This is a genomic window from Nonomuraea sp. AD125B, assembly GCF_041402765.1.
GTDB lineage: Bacteria > Actinomycetota > Actinomycetes > Streptosporangiales > Streptosporangiaceae > Nonomuraea > Nonomuraea bangladeshensis.
Genome location: NZ_JBGLOU010000023.1, coordinates 96,923 through 117,858 on the forward strand (window position 1 = coordinate 96,923; position 20,936 = coordinate 117,858).

The window sequence follows — 20,936 nt, forward strand, 5'->3', positions numbered from 1 at the left end:
CGTGCGCTCCTTTAGTGCGTGAGGATCTTGGCGAGGAAGGACTGGGCGCGCTCGCTGCCGGGCGCCGTGAAGAATCCGTCAGGGGTGTCCTGCTCGACGATCTCGCCGTCGGCCATGAAGACCACCCGGTCGGCGGCCCGCCGGGCGAAGCCCATCTCGTGGGTGACGACGACCATGGTCATGCCGTCGCGGGCGAGCGCCGTCATGACCTCCAGGACCTCGTTGACCATCTCGGGGTCGAGCGCCGAGGTGGGCTCGTCGAAGAGGATCACCTTCGGGTCCATGGCCAGGGCCCGGGCGATCGCCACCCGCTGCTGCTGGCCGCCGGAGAGCTGGGCGGGGTACTTGGCGGCCTGGCCGCCGATCCCCACCCGGTCGAGCAGGTCGCGGGCCTTGCGCTCGGCGGCGTCCTTCGGCCTCTTCAGCACGTGCACCTGGCCCAGGACGACGTTGTCCAGGACCGTCTTGTGCGCGAAGAGGTTGAAGGACTGGAAGACCATGCCGACCTCGGCCCGCAGCCGCGCCAGGGCCTTGCCCTCGGCCGGCAGCGGAGTGCCGTCCACGCTGATCGTGCCCGAGTCGATGGTCTCCAGCCGGTTGATGGCGCGGCACAGGGTGGACTTGCCCGCCCCGGACGGGCCGATGATCACCACGACCTCGCCCTTGGAGACCGTCAGATCGACGTCCCTCAGCACGTGGTGGTCGCCGAAGCGTTTGTTGACCCGGTCCAGGACGATCAGGGCCTCCTGTGTCATGCGTCACGCTCCTTGTCTCGGTCCGCGATGGCGTAACCGTAGGAGCCGCGTGTTGCCAGGAAGGGCTTGTGATCGTTCTGCTCAGGAATCGGGCCGGGTCGTGATCTAGCGGGCCGACGGCTTGGAGCTCTCCGAGGTGGCCCCGGACACGCCGATCGTGTCCCGGTAGGCGCGCTCCCACTCGCCGCCGGCCAGCCAGCGGGCGATCAGGCCGTTGAGGTAGTCGCGGAAGGCCAGGTCGTCCTTGCGGACGCCGATCCCGTACGGCTCGCGCCCGAACGGCTTGCCGACCAGCCGCAGCGCGTCGGGATGCTGCGCCTGGAGGCCGAGCAGGATCGTGTCGTCGGTGCTGAGCGCGTCCACGCGGCCGGACAGCAGGGCCGGCACGCACACGCTGTAGGTGTCGACGATCTCCAGCCGGGCCCCGGACACCTCGGCACGCAGCCGGTCCGCGGAGGTGGAGCCGATCGCCGTGCAGACGGTCCTGCCGTCGAGGTCGGCAACGCCGCGGATGCGGGTGTCGGCCGCCCGGACGAGCAGGTCCTGGCCCGCGTAGTAGTACGGGTCGGTGAAGGTCACCAGGCGGGCGCGGGCCGGGGTGATCGAGTAGGTGGCGACGACCAGGTCCACGATGCCCTGGGAGATGAAGTTCTCCCGCTCGCGCGTGACGGTCTCGACGAAGCGGATGTTGCGCTCGCTGCCGGTGAGGTCGCGGGCCACCAGCCGGGCGATCTCGGCGTCGAAGCCGATGATCCGCCCGGTGGCGGGGTCCTTGTAGCCGAACATGGGCTGGTCGAACTTGATGCCGACGACGAGGACGCCGCGGTCCCTGATGCGGGCCATGGTCGAGCCCTCGGGGAACGGGTCGGCCTGCCCGCAGCCCGCCGGCACCAGGCACAGCACGAGGCACAGCAGCGCGGCGAGCGCATTCCTCGAACTGGTCATCTGGCCCGTCATCTAGCGCGGTAACGGTGCTGGGGCCGGCCGGTGGGACCGTACCTCGGCCTGGTCTCCACCAGGCCCCGGTCGACCAGGTGCTCCAGGTAGCGGCGGGCGGTGGCGCGGCTGACGCCGATGCTGGCGGCCAGCTCGTGCGCGGAGACGTCCTCCGCGACCTCGGCCAGCGCGTCCAGCACGGCCTGCTCGGTGGCCGCGGAGATGCTCTTCGGGCGGAACGGCTGGTCGGTGTGGAGCGAGCGGAAGATGCGGTCGATCTCCTGCTGCTCGGCGAAGCGGCCGCTCGCCTCCAGTTGCTCGGCCGTGGCCGCGTAGCGCAGCAGCGTCTGCTCCAGGGTGCCGGTGCGGGTGGGCTTGACCAGGTAGTACAGGGCGCCGCGCTGGATGGCGGCGCGCACGGTCGCCGACTCCTTGCGGCCGGAGATGACGATCACGTCCGCGGGCGGCTGCTCGGGGCGTCTCAGCCGGTGCGCCACCTCCAGCCCGGGGAGGTCGGGCAGGTGCAGGTCGAGCAGGATCAGGCGCGGCGCGAAACGGGCGGCGGCGGCGAGCGCCGCGTGGCCGCTGTGGGCGATCCCCACGACCCTGAACCCGAGCACCCGGTTGACCTGCGCCTGCAAGGCGGCCGTCACGACCGGGTCGTCGTCCACGATGAGTACGGTGATGTCCCTGGACTGAGGCACCGCACGCTCCTCGCTCCATCTGACAGAGGTTCAGTGCAGCTTAGGTGGCTTTTGCTAATAAAGATCGACTTTAGCGCATTCTGCTCAAGTTGATCCTCCCACCGGCGGCTGATCCCTCCTAGTCTGGAGCCGGGTGATCGGGAGGAGACGGACGCCGGTGAGATGGCTGCTCGCGGTGACGGCCCTGTGGACACTGCTCGGCCTGCTGCCCTTGGCGCTGCTGACCTCCTCCAGCATCAGCCTCTCCGAGCAGGCGATGAGCAACGAGGTCAGCGACCGGGTCAAGACCACCGCCTCGGTGAGCCGGGTCGTCGTCGAGCAGCAGATGGGCTCGCTCAAGCAGCTCGTCGTCGCCTTCGCCGAGCAGCCCCGCGTCCGCGAGGCCGTCAAGCACACCGGCGCCGAGACCCTGCGCGGCTACCTCGCCGAGCTCAAACGTACCCGCGACGACGGCGTCAGCGGTCTCATCCTCACCTCGCCCGAGGGCGAGATGCTGGGCGCCGAGCCGCCGAGCGCGCTGCCCCAGGACATCGGCAACTCCGACTGGTACCGCGCGGTGCGCGACCGCCGGCAGGCGCACGTCTCGCAGGCGTACACGCCGACCATGCGGGACGTCTCCCGCGCCGTCGCCGTCGCCGCGCCCATCCCCAGCGCCGACGGCGAGCGCATGCTCGGCATCCTCACCGTCGTCTACAGCCTGGACGCCATCCAGCGCTTCGCCGAGGAGGCCGCCGAGGCCCAGAACATCCGGCTGCTCATCACCGACCGGGCCGGCGTGCTCGTCGCCGACCCCGGCAGGAAGCTGTACGCCCTCACCTCGCTGCGCGAGGACCCGCGCGTGGACGCGGCGCTGGCCGGCCGCACCTGGAACGGCAGCTTCCGCGGCATCGACGGCACCGTCCTGTCGGCCTCCGAGCCCATCCCCAGCATCGGCTGGACGGTGACCGCCGAGGTGTCGGCGTCCGAGGCGCTGGCCAGCGCCGAGCAGCTGCGCGGCACCGTCGTCACCGTCGCCGGCCTGCTCGCCCTGCTCATCCTCATCGGACTCGGCATCCAGATCCACTCCACCCGCGGCCGCCGCCGCGCCCAGGCCACGCTCGCCCGCTACGCCGCCGAGCTGGCCGCCGCCAGGGACGAGGCGGTCAGCGCCTCCAGCGCCAAGTCCGAGTTCCTGGCCAAGATCAGCCACGAGATCCGCACCCCGATCAACGGCGTGCTCGGCATGAACTCCCTGCTCATGGGCACCCGCCTGGACGAGGAGCAGCGCCACTACGCCACCACCGCCCAGGAGTCCGCGCAGAACGTGCTGCGCCTGCTCGACGACTTCCTCGACCTGTCCAGGATCGAGGCCGGGCACCTCCAGGTGGAGGAGGCCCCGTTCGACCTGCCGCGCCTGTGCGACGAGGTGGTGGCGCCGCTCGCGCCGCTCGCCTACGAGCAGGGGCTCTGGCTGACGCTCCGCCTCGACGAGAACGTGCCCCGCCAGGTCGCCGGCGACCCCGCGCGGCTGCGGCAGATCCTGGTGAACCTGGTCGGCAACGCGCTGAAGTTCACCGTCCAGGGCGGCGTGGACCTGCACGTCTCCCTGGAGGAGGGCGAGCCGGGCGAGCCGCGGGTGACGCTGCGCTTCGCCGTCTCCGACACCGGCGTCGGCGTCCCGCCGGACGACCGCGAGCGGGTCTTCGGCGTCTTCCGCCAGGTCGACTCGCCCATCACCCGCCGCACCGGCGGCAGCGGCCTCGGCCTCGCCATCGCCAGGCAGCTCACCGAGCTGATGGGCGGCGAGATCGGGCTCGACAGCGTGGAGGGCGTCGGCAGCAGGTTCTGGGTGCGGCTGCCGATGGACGTGCTCACCTGGTCGGAGCCGGGAGCCGGGGCGCTGCAGGGGCGGCGGGCCCTCGTCGCCGACGCCCGCCCCGAGGACCGGGCGCTCGCCGGGCGCTACCTGTCCGAGGCCGGGCTCGCCGTCCAGGAGACCAGGGACGCCCGCTCGGCGCTGGTGCAGCTGCGCACCGCGGCGGCCGGCGGCGGGCCGTACGAGCTGGCCGTCGTCGCCCTCGACCTCGGCGCCGAGGGGAGCGGCTCGCTCGCGCACGCCATCCTCAGCGACCCGCTGCTCCAGAGCACCAGCGTGGTCGTGGTCGTCACGCCCGGCCGGGCGCGCTTCGCCTGGCCGGCCGCCGCCGGCGAACGGGCCGTGCAGTCGATCACCCGGCCGCTCAGCCGCCGCCGCCTGCTCGCCGCCGTCGAGAACGCCCTCGGCGTCGCGGAAGGCTGCCCCGGGGAGCCGCGCGAGCTCGTCCAGGACCCGGCGGCGGAGCCCGGCGGCGTACGCATCCTGGTCGCCGAGGACGACGAGGTCAGCCGCCAGGTCGCCATGCTCGTCCTGCGCCAGGCCGGGCACGAGGTGGACACCGTGGACGACGGCGCGCAGGCCGTGCGGGCCGTCCTGACCGGCGGGTACGACCTGGTGTTCATGGACTGCCAGCTCCCCGTGCTCGACGGCCTCGCCGCCACCGCCGAGATCCGGCGGCGCGAGGAGGCGCGCACCCCCATCATCGCCATGACCGCCGCCGCCATGCCGGACGACCGCGTCCGCTGCCTGGAGGCCGGCATGGACGACCACCTGGCCAAACCGGTGGACTGGCCCCGGGTGCTGGCCAGAGTCCCCGAATGGGCCGCCTACGGCAGCCTGCCGCCGGAGCTGGCCGGGCTGTCGCCCGAGGCGGTCGCGGACGTGGCGCAGGCGTACCTCGCGACCGCGCGGCGCACCTTCGAGGACCTGCGCGCCGCCGCCGACGCCGGCGACCACGCGCGGCTGGAGGCACTGGCGCACCGGCTCAAGGGGAGCTGCGCCACCGTGGGCGCCACCCGTGAGGCCGAGCTGTGCCGGCGGGTCGAGGACCTGGCGCGGGCCGGCGCCGTCGAGCGGGAGGCCGTCGAGGAGCTGGACGAGCTGCTCAAGGAGACGCCCCAGTGGATGCTCGGCTGAGCGGCGTCAGTTGCCGCAGCCGTCGCAGCAATCACAACACTTGCAGCAGTTGCCCACCTCGCAGCAGCTCCCATCGCCGAAGTAGCAGCGGTCCTCGCACGGGCGGCCGGCCCGCCTGCTCCAGCGCGGACGCCAGATCCCGCAGGTGAAGAACGTCGCGACGCCCGCCGCCGACTTCCTGATCCAGCCGGGCCGCTCGTAGGAGGCGGTCTCGGCGAAGGCGCGGTCCACGGCCCGCCGCACCTCGGTGACCAGCAGCGCGTCCACCAGGTGCCGGTCCTCGAACGCGGCCTCGCGCAGCGCCAGCTCCAGCCCGTGGGCCGCGTCCTCGCACAGCCGCCGCGCCTCCCGCTCCGGCGTGCCGGTGACGGTCAGCGGGTTGAACGCGCCGCGCGCCTCGTCCTCCGCGCGGTCCTCGACCGCGTCCAGCAGGTGCGCGAGGCGGCCGAAGAAACGGCCCGCCTCGGCCAGCGCGGCCGCGTTGCCCGGCCGCCCGGCCAGCTCCGCGGTGTACGCGAACGCCGCCGCCACCGCCTCCTCCGTCGGCGCGGTCAGCGTGAGGACGCCCGTCGAGGGCCCGGCGGAGCGTTCCACGTCGAGCTGGCGGTCCACGGTGGCGGTCAGCGCGGCGGCGTCGAAGCCCACCCCGGCCGCCAGCCTGGCCCCGCCCTCCTGCCAGCGGGCCGCCAGCCTCCGCCGGGCCGCCACCGTGCCGAACGCGGCCTCGCCGTCGGCCACGTGGTCGCGCAGCTTGCCCGCGGCCAGCACCAGCGAGACCGCCGCCGCCAGCCGGGCACCGCCCGCGCGCGCGTCCACCACCTCGGCCGGGCGGAACCCGCGCAGCGCGCACGGCCCCGCCGTCCGGCGCGGCGCCGTGCCGGCCGGGAGCTGGGCCTCGGCCAGGACGGACACGACCAGCGTGTCGTAGTTGGTGGCCAGCCGCGCGCCGTGACCCTCCCCGTCACGTAACGTCAGGCACAACCCGCACAGGTGCGCCCGCCACGCCTGCATCAAGGACGGGCAGCCGTGCGCCGCGCACGGGCGGAGAATTCCGAACACAAGACCTCACTCAGGGGATGACGATTCCGGCTGGCGCGCATCGTAGGGCCTGCCACCGCTCCCCGACATCCCCACCATGGGGGTTTACCGCCATCGAAGTCGGCGGTCCGCCACCATGGCCGCGGCCCCGCCCGCCCGCCTAGCGTGAGGCGGCGTGATCAGACTGACGGGACTGAGCAAACGGTACGGCGACCGCCTCGCCCTCGACGACCTGACCCTCGACGTGCGGCCCGGCGCGGTGACCGGCTTCCTCGGGCCGAACGGCGCGGGCAAGTCGACCACCATGCGGCTGATCCTGGGCCTCGACCGGCCCACGGCGGGCGCCGCGCTCATCGGCGGCGTCCCGTACCGGCGGATCAGGAACCCCCTCCGCACCGTCGGCGCGCTGCTGGACGCGCGGGCGCTGCACCCGGCCCGCTCCGGGCACGCCCACCTGGTGGCGCTGGCGCGCAGCAACGGCATCCCGCGCGGGCGGGTCGGCGAGGTGCTGGAGGCCGTCGGCCTGGAAGGCGCGGCCCACCGCAGGGCCGGTGCGCTGTCGCTGGGCATGAGCCAGCGGCTCGGCATCGCGGCGGCGCTGCTCGGCGACCCCGGGGTGCTGCTGTTCGACGAGCCCGTCAACGGCCTCGACCCGGACGGGGTGCGGTGGGTGCGCGGGCTCATGCGCTCGCTCGCCGCCGAGGGCCGCACGGTGTTCGTCTCCAGCCACCTCATGAGCGAGATGCAGCTCACCGCCGACCACCTGGTGGTGATCGGCAAGGGCCGGCTCATCGCCGACGCGCCGCTCGCGGAGGTCATCGCGGGCAGCTCGCTGACGGCCGTGGTCGTCCGCACCCCGCACGCGAGAGAGCTGGCCGCCCGGCTGCGCGCCGCCGGGGTCGAGGTGACCAGGACGGGCGAGAACGAGCTGGTCGCGACCGGCGCGCCCGTCGAACGCGTCGGCGACCTGGCGCACGAGGCCGGCGTCAGGCTGCACGGGCTGCGGGTCAGGGAGGCGTCACTGGAGCAGGCCTACCACGAGCTGACCGAGGGCGACGTCGAGTACGGCGCGGGAAGGAGAGGCGCATGAGCGCGACGACGGAACGGGACGCCGGGGGCGTGCGCGTCCTCTGGCAGGCGGCCGGCGCCGAATGGGCGAAGCTGTGGTCGGTGCGGTCCACGTGGTGGTGCCTGGCGGCGGCGTTCGCCCTCATGGTGCTGGCCGCCGTGACCCTCGGCGGCGCGTTCGCCACCGAGGCGCTGCGCTCGGACGGGCCGGCCGCGGCGCCCGTGCCGGCCAGTGAGGCGGCCGTGTCGGCGACGTCGTTCGCCCAGTTCGCCCTGGTGGCGCTGGCCATGCTGACGATCACCGCCGAGTACGCCTCCGGCTCGATCCGGGTCACCCTCCAGGCCGTCCCCGTGCGCGGGGTGATGCTGGCCGCCAAGGCGCTGGTGCTCGCGCCCGTGATGGCCGCCACCGGCGTGCTGTCGGGCGCGGCGGCCACCGCGGCCGTGTACGCGCTGCTGTCGCTCGACGTGTTCGGCGGCCTGGTCGTGCTGCCGGCCGGCGAACTCGTGCGTGACCTGGCCGGCATCGGGGTGTACTTCGCGCTGATCGCGGTGCTCACCCTCGGCGCCGGGGCGGCCCTGCGCAGCGCGGCCGGGACGCTGACCGTCGTGTTCATGCTGCTCATGGGGCTGCCGCTGCTGCTCATGATGACCGGCAGCGGGCCGGCGGTGGCGATGTCGCTGCGGATGCCGCTGTTCGCGGGGCTGGCGTTCATGGGCAGCACGGACAACATGACCGGGGGGCCGATCCCGTACTCGTCGGGGGAGGGCCTGGCCTGGCTCCTGGCCTGGACGGCGGCGGTCCTCGCGGCCGGCCACGCGGTCCTGCGCCGCCGTGACGCCTAGACTGCGCCGGGGCCGTACCCGTGAAGCGAGGGAGTGAGCAGGTGACGGAGGGCGCGCGCACGGCCGGCCGGCCTTCCCTGGCGCGGGCGCCCGTCGGGGTGCTGCTCGGCACGGTCACGGGCGTCGCCGGGCTGGCGCTGATCTGCCTGGGCTGGCCCGCGCTCCTCGTCCCCGCCGCCCGTCCCGCCGCCGGGCGGGTCGTCGCCCGGCTGGCGGCGCTCGAACGCGCGAGGCTCGCCCGCTGGTACGGCCACGAGAGCGCGGGGGAGGGCGGCCTCGGGTTCGTCGCCGCGCGGGCCCTGGTCGGAGCGCTCGCCGGGTACGCCTGCTTCAACGCGCTGTTCCTCGCCGTCCTGCTGCTGCTCGGCGGGCTGTGGGACCTCGTGCTCGGCGGCTCGGAGCCGGTGCCGGTCACCCTGCCCGGCGTACGCGTCGTGACCAGCAGCGGCGCGCTCGGCCTGACCGCCGGGCTGGCCGCGCTCACCCTGACCGCCCTGCTGACCCTGGCCGCCGCCGCGCTCGACCGGGCCGTCGCGGCCCGCTTCCTCGGCCCCGACCGCCAGGAACGGCTGCGCCGGCGGGTGGCCGAGCTGACCGCGTCACGTACGGGCATCGTCAGAGCGGTGGACGACGAGCGCCGCCGCATCGAGCGGGACCTGCACGACGGCGTCCAGCAGCGCGGCGTCGCCCTCGCCATGCTCCTCGGCCGCGCCCGCCACCAGATCGCCTCGGACGGGGCCGGCCGGGCTCGTGTCGCCGAGCTGATCGACCAGGCCTACACCGAGTCGCGCCGGCTCCTCGACGAGCTGCGCGGCGTGGCCTGGCGCATCTACCCGACGGCACTGGACGAGCTGGGGCTGCGGGCCGCGCTCGACGGCGCCGCCGAGCGGGCCGGCGTGCCGGTCACCGTCCACTACGGGCTGGCCGGACGGCCGGTCTCCGAGGTCGAGACCGCGCTCTACTTCGTGGCCCGCGAGGCGATCACCAACGCGGTCAAGCACGCCGCCGCCCATGACATCCTGGTGGTGCTGAGCGAGGACGAGCGGACGGTGAGCGTGGCCATCTCTGACGACGGCAGGGGCGGCGCCGACCCGGCGGGCGGCGGGCTGTCCGGTCTGGCCCGGCGGGTGCGGGCCCTCGACGGCGAGCTGAGCGTGCACAGCCCGCCCGGCGGCCCGACGAGGATCACCGCCACCCTGCCGAAGGCGCCTCCGTGCGGCTGATCCTGGCCGACGACTCCGTGCTGCTGCGCGAAGGGCTGACCCGGCTGCTCGACGAGGCCGGCCACGAGGTGGTCGCCGCCGTCGCCGACGCGCCCGCGCTGCTCGACGCCGTCGAGCGGCACCGTCCCGACGTGGCCGTGATCGACGTGCGCATGCCGCCCACCCACCGCGACGAGGGGCTGCGGGCCGCCCTGGAGATCCGCGAGCGCCACCCGGAGATCGGCGTGCTCGTCCTGTCCCAGTACGTCGAGCAGCACTCCGCCGCCCGGCTCCTCGCCGGCTCCACCGAAGGGCTCGGCTACCTGCTGAAGGACAGGGTCTCCGAGGTGGCCGAGTTCCTCGACGCGCTGGAGCGGGTCCGGGCCGGCGGCACGGCTCTCGACCCGGAGGTCGTACGCAGCCTCCTGGCCCGCGCCACCCGCGCCGACCCGCTGAGCCGGCTCAGCCCGCGCGAGGCCGAGGTGCTGCGCCACCTCGCCCAGGGCCTGACCAACGCCGCCGTCGCCGAGCGCCTGCACGTGTCGCTCAGCACCGTCGAGAAGCACGTCAACGCCGTCATGGACAAGCTCGACCTGCCCCGCGACCCCGGCTACAGCCGCCGGGTGCTCGCCGTCCTGCGCTACCTTGGCGCCTGAGGAGCGCTTGTAACATCCGGTGCCGCCCGGCGAAACACGCCTCTCCTACCCTCCGCCGCAATGGCGGGCTACAGAGAGGCGATGGCATGGGCTGGCGCTTGAAGGTCTCGCACGTGACGCACGTGGAGTACGACGGCGAGGCGCACTCCTCCTACAACGAGGTCAGGATGACCCCGGCGCACAACGTGCTCTCCAGCCGGGTCACCGTGACCCCGTCCGTCCCCGTCTTCACCTACGAGGACTACTGGGGGACGAAGGTGACCTCGTTCGACGTGATGGAGCCGCACACGTCGCTGACGGTCGAGGCCGTCAGCAGGGTCGAGACGGGCCGGCCGCCCCGGCGCGTGGCGGCCGGTTACGACCCGTCGCTGAAGGAGCTGCTGCGCTCGACCCCGATGACCGCGGTCGGCCCCGAGCTGGAGGAGCTGGCCAGGGTCCAGGCGCTCGGACGCGACCCGCACGCGACGGCCGGGGCGATCTGCGAGATGGTGACGGCGCGGGTGGCGTGCCTGCCGGGCGCGGGCGGCGCGCGTACCTCCGCGCAGGAGGCGTGGGACCTCGGCAAGGGCGCCTGCCAGGACCTGGCGCACCTGACGGCGGGCCTGCTGCGCGCCGCCGGGCTGCCCGCCCGCTACGTCTCCGGCTACCTGCACCCGCGGCCCGCCGCCGAGGTCGGCGAGCCGGTGGACGGGCAGAGCCACGCCTGGGTGGAATACTGGGCCGGGCAGTGGCTGCCGCTCGACCCGGCCGGCCGCGGCCACGTCGGCGAAGCGCACGTCGTGGTCGCCCGCGGCCGTGACTACTCCGACGTGCCGCCGCTCAAGGGCGTCCACCGGGGCCCGGCCGGCAGCCGCCAGGAGATCACGGTGACCCTCACCCGGCTCGCCCCCGCCTGACTGCGCACCGCCTCAACGTCTTCTCAACACCGCTCCCCGCATGCTGGCCCCAGCCCCGCCGGGGAGCGGGGGAGCGGCGTCGAGGAGGCCACCATGACCGGCAGGATCGCGAACGGATCGGCGAACGGGACCGCCTGCGGGCTCGCGGCGGAGGTGCGGCGCTGCCTGGCCGAGTGGTCGCGGCGGACGGGGATCGCCGTCGAGACGTGGGCCCTGCCGGCGGGTGACGTCCCGCCGCGGGCCGCCCGCGCCGTGCCGGCCGCGCTCCGCGAGGCCCTGGCGCTGGCCGGACGCGAGACGGCGGCCGTCTCGCTCGTGTCGGTCGCGGTGACCAGCGGCGACCGCGGCCTGCGCATGACGGTCAGCGACAACGGCGCGGGCCTGCCCGTGGACGAGCGTGGGCCGGAGGTCACGGCCATGCGGGCCGCCTTCGCCGCCGCGGGCGGCACGATCTCGGTGCGCGCGGTGCCCGGCGAGGGCACGACCGTCACCGGCGTGCTGCCTCTGCGGCGACCCGGCGGCCGCCGTCCGTGAGCGCCGGAGCGCGGCCGCTGGTGAGGACGACGGCGAGGGCGGCGAGCAGGAGCCAGGCCGTGGTCAGCGCGATGAGCCACGGCCAGCCCGCGCGCCCGTACACCACGCTGCCCACGGTGCCGCCCGCGCCGCTGCCCAGGTAGTAGCAGAGGGTGTAGAGCCCGGCGGCCCGCCCCCGGGTGCGGGGCGACGCCTGCGCGGTCACCCAGGCGTTGGCGATGGCGTGCGCCGCGAAGAACCCGGCCGTCAGCACGGCGAACCCCAGGGCGATCACCGGCAGCGCCGGGTGCAGGGTCAGCGCCGACCCCGCGACGGTGACGAGCAGCGCGGTCACCAGCGCCGCCGTCCGCCCGAAGCGCCCCGCCAGCCGCCCGGCCGCCGCCGACGACACGGTGCCCATCGCGTACGACAGGAACACGAGGGACGCCGCGGCCGGGGCGAGCGACAGCGGCGGCGCCGCCAGCCGGAACCCGGCCGCGTTGTAGAGCGCCACGAACGCCCCCATGGCCAGCGCCCCCACCGCACAGGGCACCCACACCCCAACCCCAAGCGCCCCCCGAGCCCCGCCCGCAGCACACTCCTGCCGGGCGCCCGCGCCCGTGCCTGCGTCCGTGCCCGTGCCTGCGTCCGTGCCCGTGCCTGCGTCCGTGCCCGTGCCTGCGTCCGTGCCCGCGCCCGCGCTCGTGCCTGCGCCCGCGCTCGTGCCTGCGCCCGCGCTCGTGCCTGTGCCTGCGCCTGTGCCTGTGCTCGCGCCTGCGCCCGCGGCCGTGCTCGCGCCCTTGCCCACTCCCGTGTCCGCCCTCGGGAGGGTCAGGGCTGCGAACAGGGCGCAGGCCAGCGCCACCGCCGCCACCACGGCCAGGGACCCGTGCCAGCCCAGGGGAGCGGCGGCGAAACCGGTGCCGAGCCGACCGAGCATGCCGCCCACCGAGTTCCCGGCGATCATCGCGCCTACCGCCGCCGCGAGCCGCTTCGTCCCCAGCGCGTCCGCCAGGTACGCCGCCGCCACCCCCGCGAACCCGGCGATCGCCACCCCCTGCACGGCCCGCATGCCGAGCAGCACGGGGAAGGTCGGCGCGAGCGGCAGCAGCAGCCCGAGCACCGCCGACACGAGCACCGACCACACGATCACCCGCCGCCGCCCGACCCGCTCGGCCAGCGCCGCGACCGGCAGCACCGCGACGGCGAGCGCCCCCGTGGCCACGCCGACGGCCAGCGACGCGCTCCCGGGGTCCAGCCGGAACCCCTCGGCGAGCTGCGGCAGCACCGGCTGCGGCGCGTAGAGCAGCGCGAACGACGACAGCCCGCCCGCCGCGACGGCCGCGCTGACCCGCCGCGTCCCGCCGGCCCCCGGCGTCCCGGCCGCGCCCGGCGTGCTGCCGCCGGGCGCGGCGTCGTTCCTGACCTGCTGCCGCTCGCGAAGAACCATGCCGTCAACGCTAAGCAAAGCTAATAAATGCGTCCAATACCGCGATGAATGATAATTCATACCGTGACGCATGAATCGCCCGACGCCGCCGACGACCGGCTCGCCGCCCACCTGGCGCCCGCGCTCGCCCTGCTCGCCGCCGTCGGCGAGACCGGCCACGTGACCCGCGCCGCCGAACAGCTCGGCATCCCGCAGCCCACCGCCAGCCGCCGCCTCGCCGCCCTGTCCGACCTGGTCGGCGCGCCGCTGCTGCTCCCGTCCGGCCGCGGCATCCGCCTGACCAGGGCGGGCCGTACGCTGGCCGCCGCCTCCGGCCGCGCGCTCGGCGCGCTCGCCACGGCCGCCCGCGAGGTGCGGGAGGAGATCGACCCGGCCAGCGGGCGCGTCGTCCTCGGCTTCCTGCACCTGCTCGGCCGCACGCTCGTGCCGTCACTCATCCGGCGCTTCCGCGAGCGCAACCCCGGCGTGCGCTTCAGCCTGGCGCAGGGCTCGCGCCAGGACATGCTGCGCGCCCTCCGTGAGGGCGAGATCGACCTGGTCTTCGTCGCCCCCATGCCGCTCGGCGACCCCGACCTCGCCGGACGGCCGCTCGCCGACCAGGAGCTGGTGCTGGCCGTACCCCCGGGCCACCGCCTCGCCGGTCGGGCGCGGGTGCGGGCGGCGGAGCTGGAGGGGGAGGAGCTGGTGACGCTGGAGCACGGGTACGGACTCCGCCAGATCACCGACGACCTGTGCGCGGCGGCCGGGTTCGAGCCCCGCATCGCCTTCGAGGGCCAGGAGTCGGAGACCGTCCGCGGCCTGGTGGCAGCGGGCCTCGGCGTGGCCGTCCTCCCCCGCACCGACCCCGGCCCGGCGGCACTCCCGCGCACCGGCCCTGGCCGGGCCGCGCCGTCACGGAGCGACCCGGGGCCCGCCGTCGCCGGGGTCGTGGAGGTTCCTCTGTCGCCGTCGTTGTTCCGGACGATCGGGGTGTGCTGGGTGGCGGGGGAGCGCCTGACCCCCGCCGCCCGCGCCTTCCGCGACCACGCCTGTGCCGCGCCCCTGGACCTCGGCCCGGGGTTCCGCCCGCCCACCGTCCCGGGCACGGCAGACTGACCCCATGACGCATGACACCTCGGCGATCACCCATGGCTCGCACGACGGGGACGCGGGCGTGCCGGGCTCGCTGGCGAGGGTGCTCGCCGACGTGACCGCCGAACGGGCCGCGCAGGACGCCAGGTTCGGCCTGCAGCAGCTGCCCGACGGCACCGGCGGGGCAGACGCGGCCGCCCGCGCCGCCGCGGCCTGCGACGAGACGGACGCCGCGGACCGCGCCGGCACGCTCACCTGGCGGCACATCCTGGCCGAGGAGGTGCTGGAGGCGTTCGCCGAGACCGATCCCGACCGGCTGCGCGCCGAGCTGGTCCAGGTTGCGGCCGTCGCCGTCAAGTGGATGCAGGCCCTCGACCGCCGCCCGTGACGGGAGCGGGCCTCAGAACGCCTCGCGCAGCTCCCGCTTCAGCACCTTGCCCGAGGCGTTCTTCGGCAGCGCCGCCACGAACGTCACCCGCTTCGGCGTCTTGAACGGCGCCAGCCGCTCCCGCAGGAACGCGACCAGCTCCTCCTCGGTGACCGAGGCCCCGTCGCGCACCACCACGGCGGCGGTCACCGCCTCGATCCACCGCTCGTCCGGCACCCCGAACACGGCCGCCTCCGCCACCGCCGGATGCTGGTAGATGGCCTCCTCGACCTCGCGGCTCGCCACGTTCTCGCCGCCGGTCTTGATCATGTCCTTCTTGCGGTCCACCACGGACAGGTAGCCGTCGGCGTCCATGACACCGAGGTCGCCGCTGTGGAACCAGCCGCCGCGGAACGCCTCGGCGGTCTTGTCCGGGTCGTTCCAGTAGCCGAGCATGGCGTGCGGGCTGCGGTGCACGATCTCGCCCACCACGCCGGGCGGCACCGGCCGGTCCTCGTCGTCGACGATCCTCGTCTCGACGTTCAGCGCGGGCCGGCCCGCCGAGCCGAGCCGGGTGAGCTGCTCGTCGGGGCCGAGGATGGTGGCGACCGGCGCCATCTCGGTCTGGCCGTAGAAGTTGAACAGCCGCACCTGGGGCAGCCGGGCCGCGATCTCCTTCAGCACCTCGACCGGCATGATGGAGGCGCCGTAGTAGCCCTTGCGCAGCGACGACAGGTCGCGCCGGTCGAAGTCGGGGTGGCGCAGCAGGCCGATCCAGACGGTCGGCGGGCAGAACAGCTTGGTCGCCCGCTCGGCCTCCACGGCGGCCAGGATCGCGCCGGGGTCGGCGCCGGGCAGCACGATGTTGGTGGCCCCGAGGTAGATGCCGGGCGTCAGGAAGCAGTGGAGCTGGGCGCAGTGGTAGAGCGGCAGGGCGTGCACCTCGACGTCGTCGTGGCGCATCTCACCGTCCACGACGCAGGTGACGTACTGGGCGATGAGGCCGCGGCTGGACAGCGTCGCGCCCTTGGGCCGCGACTCGGTGCCGCTGGTGTACATGAGCTGGATCGGGTCGTCGTCGGCGATCTCGGCGGCCGGCTCGCCGTCGTCGTCGTGCGCGGCCCACTCGGCGAAGGGCTCCCACCCCGCGTACGAGCCGATGACCCCACGCACCCGCACCCGCTCGCCCGCTGCCGCGGCGGCCACCGGGGCCAGCGCCTCCTCCACGAGCAGCCCGATCGCGCCGGAGTGCTCCAGGATGTAGCCGACCTCGTCGGACTTCAGCATGAAGTTGATCGGCACGGAGACGGCCCCCAGCCGGGCCAGCGCGAAGTACGCCATCACGAACGCGTCGTTGTTGTGGCTGAGCACGGCGAACCTGTCGCCCTTGCCGACGCCGCGCGCGGCCAGGGCGTTGGCCACCCGGTTCACGGCCCGGTCGAGGTCGGCGTAGCTGTGCCGCCGGTCGCCGTGCACGAGCGCGGTCTTGGCGGGGTGACGGGCGGCCGAGCGCCGCAGCAGGTCACCGATGGCATGCTGGCGAGTGGTCAAGGGGCACCCCTCAATGAGCAGAACGATGTTCGGTGATCCTAACCCCGCGACACCGTGAACGGCGCGAGCTCGCCCAGCCCCCGCACCGACAGCCGGTTGACCTCCCGCAGCCGGAAGGCCCGGTCGCCCTCCAGCTCCTCGGCCATCTCGGGCCCGGCCAGGATCGTTCCAGGGAGCGCCAGCGCGGTCAGCCGGCTGGCCAGGTTGACCGTGGTGCCGAACACGTCGCCCATCCGCCAGATCACCGGCCCGGTGGCGAGCCCCACCCGCAGCTCCGGCATGCCCTTGGCGCGCGGGTGCTCCACCAGCCGCAGCGCGATCTCGGCCACCACGTGCGCCTTGTCGGCCACGAACAGCACCGAGTCGCCGAGCGTCTTGACCACCCGCCCGCCGCCGGAGGTGACGATGTCGGCCGAGGTTCCCTCGAACCTGTCGATCAGCCGGGCCAGCTCGCTGCCGGTGATCTGCCGGCTCAGCCGGGTGAAGGCCACCAGGTCGGCGAAGCCCACCGACAGCCGTACCGCGCTCATGTCCTGCTCGGCGATGCGGCCGGCGGCCGCCGCGAGCTGCCGCTGCCAGGCGTAGACCAGCAGCCGCGCGAGCTCGGGCACCACCTTCTCGGCCCGCCGCCGCCAGGCCCGCGGCCGGTCGGCGAGCGGCACCCCGGCCTGGTCCAGCTCCTCCACGCCCAGCTCGGCCTGCGACTCGGCGAGGCGGGCCGTGGCCCGGCCGAGCGAGCGGGCCATCAGCAGCACGTGCTCCTCGTCGTAGAGGCCGGAGCTGACCATGCCGATCATGGTCTTCAGCGCCTCGACGTCGGAGTCGGTGAACTCGACGGCGTCGTCGGCCACGTTCGCGAAGCCGAGGGCGCGCCAGAACCGCCGCGCGCGATAGACCGGAACCCCCGCCATCTCGGCGACCTGGTGGCTGGTGTATCGGCGCGGCTCGCGCAGAAACGCCTCAATCAGCCCGTCCCCATCCACGCGCCCCACGGGGGAAACATAACACCCTGTGGGGCAAATCACTCCAGAAGCGCCCTTAGGGCGGCGCGTTCCTCGGCCGGGAGGTGGCCCGCGTAGTAGTCGTACATCGACTGCCGGGTCAGCCGGGCGGCCAGCGGGCCGTCGCCGGCGCGCAGGGCGGCGATGACGTCCTCGTGGTGGGCGACGCCGCGGCGCATCAGCGCCTGCCGGTCCGGCGCCCGCGCGAGCCGGTCCTCGACGAGGCCGGCCATGACGGCGCGGACCACGTCCGTGCAGACCTGGATGAGCTTGTTGCCGCCGGCCCGCGCCACCGCGTCGTGGAAGGCGGCGTCGGCCGCGCCGAAAGCGGCGGCATCGGCCGCGTCGGCCGCCTTCATGTCGTCCACCGCCGCCGCCATCTCCGCCAGGTGCTCCTCGGTGCGCAGGCGCGCGGCGAGCAGCACCGCCGTCGCGTCCAGCACCATCCGGAACTGCACCAGCTCGCCCAGCGACAGCTCCGACACCCGGGCCAGCGTGGTCATCGACTTCTTCAGCACGACGGGCGAGAACGGCAGCACCTCCGCGCCGTTGGGGTCGCCGGGGCGCGAGCGGACCAGGCCGCGCGCCTGCAGCACCCGCAGCGCCTCGCGCACCGTGGAGCGGCCGACCGAGAACTGCACCATCAGCTCCCGCTCGCTCGGCAGCCGCTCGCCCGGGGTCAGCGCCCCGCTCTCCACGGCCTCCTCGATCTGCTCCACGACCCGCTCGTACGCCCGCACGGCGCGCACCGGCTCGAACCGCGGACCACCCATGGACGCCCCCTTGACCCGAACCGCCGCACACTGGCAGTGTGCGTAGCCTACTGGTCAGACCAGTGCACTAGCCAGGAGGCGGCAAGACATGAGGCGCATCGGGATCTGGATCGCCGTGGGCGGTCTCCTGCTGGGCACCGCCGCGTGCGGCGGCGGCTCCGGAGACGGCCCGGGCTCCGGGGGCACGCCCAAGGCCGCGTCGCTGTCGGTCGGCGCCGTCGCCGAGCCCGCGAACCTGGACTTCACCTCCACCGAAGGCGCCGCGATCCCGCAGGCGCTGCTCGTCAACGTGTACGAGGGCCTGGTCAAGCTCGACCAGAACGGCAAGATCGTCCCCCTGCTGGCCGAGAAGTGGGACGTCTCCGGCGACCGCAGGACCTACACCTTCACCCTGCGCCCGGGCGTGAAGTTCAGCAGCGGCGCCCCGTTCACCGCCGACGACGTGGTCTTCTCCCTCGACCGGGTCAGGACCGACTGGAAGCTCAAGATCAAGGCCCAGCTCGACGTCGTCGACAAGGTCGAGAAGAAGGACGACACGACCGCCGTCGTCACGCTCAAGCGCCCCAGCAACGGCTTCCTGTACGCGATGGCGACCAGGCTCGGCGCGATGTTCAGCCGCACCGGCGTCGCCGACCTGCCCAACAAGCCCGTCGGCACCGGCCCGTACGTGCTCGGCGCCTGGCGGCGCGGCGACTCCATCCGGCTCGACGCCAACCCCGCATACTGGGGGACGAAGCCGGCCCTGTCGTCGGTCACGCTGAAATACTTCAAGGACGCCACGGCGATGAACAACGCGCTGCTCACCGGCGGCATCGACGTCATCTCCAGCGTCCAGGCCCCCGAGTCGCTGCAGCAGTTCGCCGACCCCGGCCGCTTCCAGGTCATCGAGGGCACCACCAACGGCGAGGTCGTGCTGTCGATGAACAACGGCCGCCCGCCCTTCGACGACAAGAGCGTGCGCCAGGCCGTCCGGCACGCCATCGACCACAAGGCGCTGCTCGACACCGCCTGGGCCGGGCGCGGCCAGCTCATCGGCTCGATGACGCCGCCCACCGACCCCTGGTACGAGGACCGCACCGGCGACTACCCCTACGACCCGGCCAAGGCCAGGCAACTGCTCGGCGGCAAGACCTACACCGTCAAGATGCGCATCCCCAACCTGCCGTACGCGGTGGCGAGCGCCCAGGTCGTCAAGTCGCAGCTCGCGCAGGTGGGCATCACGGCCGACATCGAGCCGCTGGAGTTCCCCGCCCGCTGGCTCGACCAGGTGTTCACCAAGGGCGACTACGACCTGTCGATCATCAACCACGTCGAACCCCGCGACATGGGCATCTTCGCCGACAAGTCCTACTATTTCCGCTACGACAACCCCGAGTTCGGCAAGCTCCTCGCCGCCGCCGACGAGGGCACCGAGCAGGAGCAGACCGACGCGCTCAAGCAGGCCGCCAAGCTGCTGTCCGACGACGCCGCCGCCGACTGGCTCTTCCTGTTCCCCAACCTGATCGTGGCCAAGAAGGGCGTCACCGGCCTGCCGCAGAACGCCATCGCCGAGTCCTTCGACTTCACCGCGCTCGCCAAGCAGTGACCCCCGCATGACCCTCTACCTGGTCAAACGCCTGGCGGTGCTGGTGGCGAGCACCGCCGTGGCGGGGGTCGTCGTCTTCGCCTTCATGGCGCTGCTGCCCGGCGACCCGGCCGAGATCGCCCTCGGCGTCAACGCCACCCCTGAGGCCGTCGCCGAGCTGCGCGCGCGGTTCGGCACCGACCGGCCCCCGGTGACGCAGTTCCTCGACTGGTTCGGCGGCCTCGCCCAGGGCGACTTCGGCGTCTCCTACGTCACCAGCGCCCCCATCGGCCCGCAGATCTCCGACCGGCTCGGCGTGACCGCCGTGCTCGTGCTCGGCGGAATGGCCGTCGCGCTGGCCGTCGCGGTGCCGCTCGGCACGTACGCGGCCGTCCACCACCGCGACCCGCTCGGCGCGGCCGTCAGCGCGCTCAGCCAGGTCGGCATCGCCGTCCCCGCGTTCCTCGCCGGCATCCTGCTGGTGTTCGTCTTCGCCGTGCAGGCCCAGGCGCTGCCCTCCGGCGGCTACGTCCCGCTCGCCGAGGACCCGGGGGAGTGGCTGCGGAGCCTGCTGCTGCCGTGGCTGTCGCTCGGCCTGGTGCAGGGCGCCGTACTGACCCGGTACGTGCGCAGCGCCGTCCTCGACGTGCTGCGCGAGGACTACCTGCGCACCGCCCGCGCCAAGGGCCGTGGCCGCACCGGCGCGCTGTGGCGGCACGGCCTGCGCAACGCCTCCGTCCCCGTCGTCACCGTGCTCGGGCTGCAACTGGCCACGCTGCTCATCGGCGCGGTCGTGGTCGAGCGCGTCTTCGTCATCCCCGGGCTCGGCGACCTGCTGCTCAACGGCGTCGCCGGGCGCGACCTGCTGCTCGTCCAGGGCGTGGTGATGGTGCTGGTGGCGGCCGTGCTGCTGATCAACTTCGTGGTGGACGTCGCCTACCACCTGCTCGACCCGAGGCTGCGATGAAGAGGGCTGCCATGAGAGGCCGGCTCAACGCGGGGCTCGTCGCCGGCGGCGCGCTCGTCGCCGTCGTGGTGCTGACCGCGCTGGTGTCGTTCGTGTGGACGCCGTACGACCCCACCCTCGTCGACGCCGCGGCCAAGCTGCACGAGCCCGGCGGCGGCCACCTCCTCGGCGCCGACAAGTTCGGCCGCGACACGCTCAGCCAGCTCATGGTCGGCGCCCGCACCACCCTCTACGTCGGCGTCGTCGCCGTCGGCATCGCCGCGCTGCTCGGCACCCCGCTCGGCGTGCTCGCCGGGATGACGCCGCGCGGCTGGCTGTCGGAGCTGGTCATGCGGGTCAACGACCTCGTCTTCGCCTTCCCCGCGCTGCTGCTGGCCGTCATGCTCGGCGCGGTGTACGGGGCCGGGACGCTCACCGCGATGATCGCCATCGGGGTGGCCACGGTGCCCGCCTTCGCCCGGGTGGCCCGCGCCGCCACGCTCCAGGTCATGGTCACCGACTACGTGCTCGCCGCCCGCGCCGCAGGCCGCCGCGCCGGCGCCGTCGCACTGCGGCATGTGCTGCCGAACATCTCCTCCGTGCTCAT

The 20,936-nt window shown here is 74.2% G+C and carries 20 protein-coding genes; 12 read left to right on the forward strand and 8 right to left on the reverse strand.

Annotated features, from left to right (window positions below):
* Positions 1–11: 11 nt before the first annotated feature.
* The 3 genes from ACBR40_RS42240 to ACBR40_RS42250 all read right to left on the reverse strand — a co-directional run bounded on the left by ACBR40_RS42240 (position 12) and on the right by ACBR40_RS42250 (position 2,395).
* A complete protein-coding gene (locus ACBR40_RS42240; protein WP_371252373.1) occupies positions 12–755 on the reverse strand; it encodes an amino acid ABC transporter ATP-binding protein in 744 nt (247 codons plus the stop codon).
* Positions 756–860: 105 nt separating this feature from the next.
* A complete protein-coding gene (locus ACBR40_RS42245; RefSeq protein ID WP_344205949.1) occupies positions 861–1,700 on the reverse strand; it encodes a glutamate ABC transporter substrate-binding protein in 840 nt (279 codons plus the stop codon).
* Positions 1,701–1,708: 8 nt separating this feature from the next.
* On the reverse strand, positions 1,709–2,395 hold the full coding sequence (locus ACBR40_RS42250; RefSeq protein WP_344205950.1) for a response regulator: 687 nt from the start codon (positions 2,393–2,395) through the stop codon (positions 1,709–1,711).
* A 157-nt stretch (positions 2,396–2,552) separates the two neighbouring features.
* Here ACBR40_RS42250 and ACBR40_RS42255 point away from each other — a divergent pair, with 157 nt between their 5' ends.
* The gene (locus ACBR40_RS42255; RefSeq protein ID WP_344205952.1) at positions 2,553–5,387 is read left to right on the forward strand and encodes a response regulator; all 2,835 of its coding nucleotides are present in this window, start codon (positions 2,553–2,555) and stop codon (positions 5,385–5,387) included.
* A gap of 6 nt (positions 5,388–5,393) precedes the next feature.
* Here ACBR40_RS42255 and ACBR40_RS42260 read toward each other — a convergent pair whose 3' ends face one another.
* Positions 5,394–6,446: a DUF5685 family protein gene (locus ACBR40_RS42260; protein ID WP_371252375.1), complete on the reverse strand. Its 1,053-nt coding sequence runs from the start codon at positions 6,444–6,446 to the stop codon at positions 5,394–5,396.
* Between the two features lie 154 nt (positions 6,447–6,600).
* Here ACBR40_RS42260 and ACBR40_RS42265 point away from each other — a divergent pair, with 154 nt between their 5' ends.
* The 6 genes from ACBR40_RS42265 to ACBR40_RS42290 all read left to right on the forward strand — a co-directional run bounded on the left by ACBR40_RS42265 (position 6,601) and on the right by ACBR40_RS42290 (position 11,627).
* Positions 6,601–7,515 (forward strand): ATP-binding cassette domain-containing protein, encoded by a 915-nt coding sequence (locus ACBR40_RS42265; protein WP_344205955.1) that lies wholly within the window; start codon positions 6,601–6,603, stop codon positions 7,513–7,515.
* On the forward strand, positions 7,512–8,339 hold the full coding sequence (locus tag ACBR40_RS42270) for an ABC transporter permease (protein WP_344205956.1): 828 nt from the start codon (positions 7,512–7,514) through the stop codon (positions 8,337–8,339). The genes ACBR40_RS42265 and ACBR40_RS42270 overlap by 4 nt, the downstream gene beginning before the upstream one ends.
* A 41-nt stretch (positions 8,340–8,380) precedes the next feature.
* Positions 8,381–9,562 carry a sensor histidine kinase gene (locus tag ACBR40_RS42275; protein WP_371252378.1) on the forward strand — a complete coding sequence of 394 codons (1,182 nt, stop codon included), beginning with the start codon at positions 8,381–8,383 and terminating at the stop codon, positions 9,560–9,562.
* Complete coding sequence (locus ACBR40_RS42280; RefSeq protein WP_371252379.1) at positions 9,553–10,197, forward strand: response regulator; 645 nt, start codon at positions 9,553–9,555, stop codon at positions 10,195–10,197. Before ACBR40_RS42275 ends, ACBR40_RS42280 begins: the two co-directional genes overlap by 10 nt.
* A gap of 86 nt (positions 10,198–10,283) precedes the next feature.
* The gene (locus ACBR40_RS42285) at positions 10,284–11,093 is read left to right on the forward strand and encodes a transglutaminase family protein (protein WP_344205962.1); all 810 of its coding nucleotides are present in this window, start codon (positions 10,284–10,286) and stop codon (positions 11,091–11,093) included.
* 93 nt (positions 11,094–11,186) lie between these two features.
* Entirely contained in the window at positions 11,187–11,627 is a 441-nt protein-coding gene (locus ACBR40_RS42290) for a hypothetical protein (RefSeq protein WP_371252380.1), read from the forward strand.
* On the opposite strand, the gene ACBR40_RS42295 is transcribed toward ACBR40_RS42290, so the two are convergent.
* The gene (locus tag ACBR40_RS42295) at positions 11,581–13,056 is read right to left on the reverse strand and encodes an MFS transporter (RefSeq protein ID WP_371252381.1); all 1,476 of its coding nucleotides are present in this window, start codon (positions 13,054–13,056) and stop codon (positions 11,581–11,583) included. The genes ACBR40_RS42290 and ACBR40_RS42295 overlap by 47 nt on opposite strands.
* Before the next feature lie 63 nt (positions 13,057–13,119).
* Between ACBR40_RS42295 and ACBR40_RS42300 the strand changes: the two genes are divergently transcribed.
* Positions 13,120–14,151 (forward strand): LysR substrate-binding domain-containing protein, encoded by a 1,032-nt coding sequence (locus tag ACBR40_RS42300; RefSeq protein WP_371252382.1) that lies wholly within the window; start codon positions 13,120–13,122, stop codon positions 14,149–14,151.
* A 4-nt stretch (positions 14,152–14,155) separates the two neighbouring features.
* Entirely contained in the window at positions 14,156–14,515 is a 360-nt protein-coding gene (locus ACBR40_RS42305; protein WP_371252383.1) for a hypothetical protein, read from the forward strand.
* A gap of 12 nt (positions 14,516–14,527) precedes the next feature.
* Here the strand turns inward: ACBR40_RS42305 and ACBR40_RS42310 are convergent, their stop codons facing one another.
* The 3 genes from ACBR40_RS42310 to ACBR40_RS42320 are packed head-to-tail and all read right to left on the reverse strand — an operon-like array spanning position 14,528 to position 17,819.
* The gene (locus tag ACBR40_RS42310; protein ID WP_344205965.1) at positions 14,528–16,045 is read right to left on the reverse strand and encodes an acyl-CoA synthetase; all 1,518 of its coding nucleotides are present in this window, start codon (positions 16,043–16,045) and stop codon (positions 14,528–14,530) included.
* A 38-nt stretch (positions 16,046–16,083) separates the two neighbouring features.
* Positions 16,084–17,037 (reverse strand): adenylate/guanylate cyclase domain-containing protein, encoded by a 954-nt coding sequence (locus ACBR40_RS42315; RefSeq protein WP_344205966.1) that lies wholly within the window; start codon positions 17,035–17,037, stop codon positions 16,084–16,086.
* A 29-nt stretch (positions 17,038–17,066) separates the two neighbouring features.
* On the reverse strand, positions 17,067–17,819 hold the full coding sequence (locus ACBR40_RS42320) for a FadR/GntR family transcriptional regulator (protein WP_371252384.1): 753 nt from the start codon (positions 17,817–17,819) through the stop codon (positions 17,067–17,069).
* A gap of 88 nt (positions 17,820–17,907) precedes the next feature.
* On the opposite strand from ACBR40_RS42320, the gene ACBR40_RS42325 reads away from it, so the two are divergent.
* The 3 genes from ACBR40_RS42325 to ACBR40_RS42335 all read left to right on the forward strand — a co-directional run.
* Entirely contained in the window at positions 17,908–19,404 is a 1,497-nt protein-coding gene (locus ACBR40_RS42325; RefSeq protein ID WP_371252385.1) for an ABC transporter substrate-binding protein, read from the forward strand.
* 7 nt (positions 19,405–19,411) lie between these two features.
* Positions 19,412–20,350, forward strand: coding sequence for an ABC transporter permease (locus ACBR40_RS42330; RefSeq protein ID WP_364456374.1), 939 nt, complete (start codon positions 19,412–19,414; stop codon positions 20,348–20,350).
* A gap of 11 nt (positions 20,351–20,361) precedes the next feature.
* On the forward strand, positions 20,362–20,936 hold a 575-nt coding region (locus tag ACBR40_RS42335), incomplete at its 3' end, for an ABC transporter permease (protein WP_371252386.1).

Coding starts and splice junctions, on each gene's coding strand:
- ACBR40_RS42240 (WP_371252373.1), bottom strand. CDS start 755: ATGACACAGGAGGCCCTGATCGTCCTGGACCGGGTCAACAAACGCTTC.
- ACBR40_RS42245 (WP_344205949.1), bottom strand. CDS start 1,700: ATGACCAGTTCGAGGAATGCGCTCGCCGCGCTGCTGTGCCTCGTGCTG.
- ACBR40_RS42270 (WP_344205956.1), top strand. CDS start 7,512: ATGAGCGCGACGACGGAACGGGACGCCGGGGGCGTGCGCGTCCTCTGG.
- ACBR40_RS42285 (WP_344205962.1), top strand. CDS start 10,284: ATGGGCTGGCGCTTGAAGGTCTCGCACGTGACGCACGTGGAGTACGAC.
- ACBR40_RS42290 (WP_371252380.1), top strand. CDS start 11,187: ATGACCGGCAGGATCGCGAACGGATCGGCGAACGGGACCGCCTGCGGG.
- ACBR40_RS42295 (WP_371252381.1), bottom strand. CDS start 13,056: ATGGTTCTTCGCGAGCGGCAGCAGGTCAGGAACGACGCCGCGCCCGGC.
- ACBR40_RS42305 (WP_371252383.1), top strand. CDS start 14,156: ATGACGCATGACACCTCGGCGATCACCCATGGCTCGCACGACGGGGAC.
- ACBR40_RS42320 (WP_371252384.1), bottom strand. CDS start 17,819: ATGGGTGGTCCGCGGTTCGAGCCGGTGCGCGCCGTGCGGGCGTACGAG.
- ACBR40_RS42325 (WP_371252385.1), top strand. CDS start 17,908: ATGAGGCGCATCGGGATCTGGATCGCCGTGGGCGGTCTCCTGCTGGGC.
- ACBR40_RS42330 (WP_364456374.1), top strand. CDS start 19,412: ATGACCCTCTACCTGGTCAAACGCCTGGCGGTGCTGGTGGCGAGCACC.